The 4,363-nt window shown below is 41.6% G+C and carries 4 protein-coding genes and 1 pseudogene; all 5 read right to left on the bottom strand.

Translation table 11 applies throughout. The features are described 5' to 3' along the window. Positions 1 to 440, bottom strand: a 440-nt coding sequence (locus ACFIO3_RS09205; protein WP_375704356.1) for a DUF3987 domain-containing protein, incomplete at its 3' end; no start/stop codon positions are given. Beyond that, on the bottom strand, positions 437 to 1,321 hold the full coding sequence (locus ACFIO3_RS09200) for a toprim domain-containing protein (protein ID WP_375704355.1): 885 nt from the start codon (positions 1,319 to 1,321) through the stop codon (positions 437 to 439). The genes ACFIO3_RS09205 and ACFIO3_RS09200, both read right to left, overlap by 4 nt. Positions 1,322 to 1,418: 97 nt before the next feature. Beyond that, positions 1,419 to 1,619 (bottom strand): AlpA family transcriptional regulator, encoded by a 201-nt coding sequence (locus tag ACFIO3_RS09195; protein ID WP_007347430.1) that lies wholly within the window; start codon positions 1,617 to 1,619, stop codon positions 1,419 to 1,421. 208 nt (positions 1,620 to 1,827) lie between these two features. Beyond that, positions 1,828 to 2,994 carry a tyrosine-type recombinase/integrase gene (locus ACFIO3_RS09190; RefSeq protein WP_375704354.1) on the bottom strand — a complete coding sequence of 389 codons (1,167 nt, stop codon included), beginning with the start codon at positions 2,992 to 2,994 and terminating at the stop codon, positions 1,828 to 1,830. Positions 2,995 to 3,166: 172 nt separating this feature from the next. Continuing rightward, positions 3,167 to 4,363, bottom strand: a pseudogene (locus ACFIO3_RS09185) (portal protein); the annotation flags it as partial.

Raw genomic sequence — 4,363 nt, 5'->3', positions numbered from 1 at the left:
AATTCATAAAGAGGTTCTAAAGCAGCGTCCATGGTACCTGTTTTCATGGTCGAAGGTTCCCCCACAATGGCACCCCAGAGATTAGGAACAATTTTCCAATTGGCATGTTGTTTTGGGGCAACCCGCACGCCATTACCAATCACAGCAGCCAAACCACAGAGAGCAGAGATAGCAATAAAATCGAGAGAAGATTGTTGACTATCAGCAACGTCATAAACATAGTCCATTAATGACATTGGCAGCTGTAATATTTTAAAAGGCTCGACGGGTAAGAGAGTATATTCAAGTGGTTTTAATTCCCCCCAACCATTTTGTTGCAATGCTTGCTTATAAGGAATGGCTTCTAAACAAGTCTTATCATTAAAAAAAACATTATCGTTATCATTGCATGAAACATTTTGATTGTTGGTATCGACAATATTGTTGTTATTCTCTCTCATTTATTTATACCTTTTAGTATCAAAACATCATTGAAATCTAGACCGTAGGGTGCTTGCATGATAAAGACCTTAAAGCCTTGTCTATAGGCACGTGCAGCGAGGGTAAAACCTGCTTTACGCCCCGCATCATCGCCATCCATTGCAATTGTCAGACGGGCTTTGGTTTTGGGTAAATTCACATGCATCATGCCATGAGTTGAAAGGGACGCCCATAAATTTACGGGCTCTGTTAACAACCCAGACAGTAGAGCCAGACCGGTTTCAATGCCCTCACAAATGACCAGATGTTTTGGATTGTCTTGGCTTAAATGCACAGCACCACCCGTGACAGATCCCAACATAGCTTTGGCTGGTTTTTGATCTGTTTTGCAGCCATTGTCTTTTAAAAAGGTTCTATGAATGGCAAAGGAGCCAGCCCCCTTAACAAGAGCAACCAACGCGGGGAGTGTAACTCCAGAGGGGTGTGGACATTTGCTATGAAAACGTAAATCAGCAGGCAAATCACATGTGATCCCCCGCATGCGTAAATAGGTTTCTGCTAAAGTATTTTTGATTGGTTGGCTTTGTTGCCAAATTGCTTTTGCTCTCTCTGCTTTCTGTTTTACTCGTTTGAGATCAGCACAAAACTGTTTTGAGAAAGAGAGCGTGTGAGCATAAGCTTGTTTTCCAAGCAAGCCAATTCTAATAAGCGCTTGTATGATCTCTCTAAAAGAGCAGCCAGCATAACAATAGAGTAAAAGACGCCCATCATTTCCATTAGAAATAGATAAACTAGGCAGCCTATCATCATGAGCAGGGCAACGGGCTGTTCCATAACGCCCATGCCAAGTACCACGCAAGGCACGTGTGATACCTTGCGCATTCTTAAAAGAACACATCATTTTAAATCCTATAACGTTGTGTCATAGGACGGATTGTGCTATCTCTAAGGTGATGAGTTTGAGAAAGCCTTGTCCGTCCTTACGTGACAAGGTTTTTTTATGCCACGTCGTTATAACGTTGCTGTTTCGCTTGTTCGATGACATTCAAAAGATCCGATTGTAACCAACGGGATAAAAAACCAAATTTTAAAGGTTTTGGGAGAGAGCCATTGGTAACATGACGGCGGAATGTTGAGACACTCATATGAAGCAATTTTGCACTTTCACGGTCTGTTAAAAGAATATCATTTTCTGTCATTCTAAAATCCTTTCATAATAAAAAATAGAACCAAATCATGCCTATTTATTAAGCACATTTTGGTTCATTTTTGAAGGTATTTTATTTATAGAAAACAATATATTATCATATAATTTATCATGTGATAATTTATGAGTCTTATTGAGAGCGAATGAGAGAGAAGAGAGAGAAAGTTATCCACAGATCATGGGGTAAATTACCCCATATCTTAAGATTGACCGGTGACATAAGCCGCCCATTTATCCATATAGACCCGGCGCTGCTCTAAATAGTCCGTACGACGATAGGCACGCTCTACTTGTCCTCCTACTGTATGACTTAGAATAGTTTCAGCGACCTCATAGGGGGCATCGGTTGTTTCAGCAAGCCAATTGCGTAAACTAGAGCGAAATCCATGGGGGCAGGCATCAAGTTTATTTTTTCTCATATACGTAGCCATACACTTCTCACCAAGGGGACCCCGACCTGTTGCAGAAAAAAAGAATTCATTGCGAGATAAAAGGCGTGCTTGTTTCAAAATTTCTAATGCCTCTGATGATAAAGGGACACGAAATTCTGTTGTAGCATCGCGTCTTCCTTTCATATTCTCAGCAGGGATTGTCCATATATCCCCCTCAACTTGATCTTTATGAATATGACACAAAGGATTGGTACGAACCCCTGTAAGAATAAGCAAACGCAAAGCTAAATTCGTCATAGTTGTTTTTTCACAAAGTGTTTTATAAAAAGCCGGCACATCTTTCCAATCCATAGCTGGTCTATTAATAGTTTTATGAAGTTGTTTACCTAAAAGAGCACGTGCTTTTTCTGTTGCTTGTAAATCAACATCCAATCCTAATGCAGCCGCATGTTTGAGACACATATTGAGACGAATAAGAGCTCTATTAGCTGTTCCAGCTTTTGAATGCCAAATAGGGGCGAGTGTGTTGCGTATCTCTGTTTGTGTAATTTCTGAAACGGGCAGACAGCCTAATTTTGGTAAAATATGCAGTTTTAAAGGCGAAAACCAATCCCCATTTTTACCATCCCCTTTTAATTCAGCTTTACGACTTTCAAAAGTCTCTAAAGCAATATCTTTTAAATAATGAAGATTGCTTATTGCTTCACGCTTTTGTTTATTGCGCTCTTTAATGGGGTCACGACCCTCATGCAAAACAGAACGCCATTGGTTTGCTAATTCACGGGCTTTTTTTAAAGAGACATGTCTTAATGCCCCCAAGCCCATTTCGCGACGACGCCCGTGAATGGTATAACGATAAAGCCATTGAGCACCTCCATCTTTACGCTTATGGAGTAGCAAGCCGGCACCATCATTATATTTGCCAGCCCCCAATGTTGCGACAGACCTTGCATTAAGACGGTTCATAAGAGCCATTTTTAGTCCTTTCTTGTATAAATTTTACCCACACGCCAGCCCCGCTTTTGACGTGCAAGGGTGTGGTTTTGATTGATTCAAGATAAACAGATTTGAAATGAGAGAATCTTACGTTATTCGGGACTCTCATTCAATATGAATAACGCTAGATTATCATTATAAATCAATATCTTGTTACTTGGTTAATCGCTTCCTTGGCTTCATTAAACAGTTGGAAAAAACCGGTTGGGAATTGCGCTACGGGTTTGGGCTGTATCTTACCACCTGCCAAAGCGCCATTTTTTAAAACCGTAATACTATCAACCCTGCTCCAACTCTTTACAGCTTCTCTCTCATCTTCAAATGCGCCCCGCTCTGCCATTATCCCGCCTTTGGATTGGCTATTGAGAATGTGCATCACTTGACTGAAATATTTATTCGCCCATCGTTGTGGATCTTTTGTCGGTCTTACAACCCCATAAAATTGTCGTTCTATCTTGTCAAAATACCCCGTTATACACTCCCAACCCAATTGACCCGCTGGAACCAAAGGTTGATCGGGGCATTCAAGCAATTTCCTCCCTAAAAAAGCGCGTTTTACAACCTTTTTATTGAAAGCCGCCCCTTGAATATCGGGCATCATGCACTGTAATTGCTTAAATTCCTCTTCGCTATAATCACGCAATTCACCCGTTTCTAAATCAGGAGCCTTGTAGTATCGCTCGCTTTCAAACCAACGGCATTCAACAAGCGTGACCATCCGACGACCGTTTTCAACATCAATGCCCTTCTCATCACTGTAATAATCAAGATCATTATGGTGAACACCTTCATGAGAGCTCCCATCCCTTGCCCAATCTGCACTGAGTTCACTCCAATGGGCTTTGGGAAACATCTGCTTGGCAACTTCCAAAGGCTTGCGGTCGACATACCACATGCGTTGTGCATCGGTTAAATTCGGTTGCACTGCTGCACTATCCCAAACCATTTTTAAAGGATCTAAACGCGTAATAACCGGTTCACCATCTATACTGTTTTCATAATCAAGCCGCGTATCGGTCCACCCCATGCCGCAGATGACAGCGTCTTGGAAAGCATCACTATCCGCATATTCCGCATGCGCCACATCTCTAAACCATTCTGCTGCTCCTGTAAGCAATTCACTTGGCAATGCCTTGCCTATTTGACGAGGAATGAATTGCACCTCTCGTTTATTGTTACGCTCTGAACCAACTACAGCATTAACCAATGGTGCAATGCGATTAAACGTCATAACGGGGCGGCGTTGTTCTTTTAAAGCCGCTAAATCTTGATCATTCCACTGATCACCATTGTAAAATTGAAAATCCTCCCTTGCATGTTCACGCCATTTGTTCACATGCTCAACATC

This window comes from Bartonella sp. AD328YNZD (genome assembly GCF_042196425.1).
The sequence above is the reverse complement of the archived record's forward strand: the minus strand, read 5'-3'. Positions and strand labels throughout refer to the sequence as shown.

Coding starts and splice junctions, on each gene's coding strand:
- ACFIO3_RS09200 (WP_375704355.1), bottom strand. CDS start 1,321: ATGATGTGTTCTTTTAAGAATGCGCAAGGTATCACACGTGCCTTGCGT.
- ACFIO3_RS09195 (WP_007347430.1), bottom strand. CDS start 1,619: ATGACAGAAAATGATATTCTTTTAACAGACCGTGAAAGTGCAAAATTG.
- ACFIO3_RS09190 (WP_375704354.1), bottom strand. CDS start 2,994: ATGGCTCTTATGAACCGTCTTAATGCAAGGTCTGTCGCAACATTGGGG.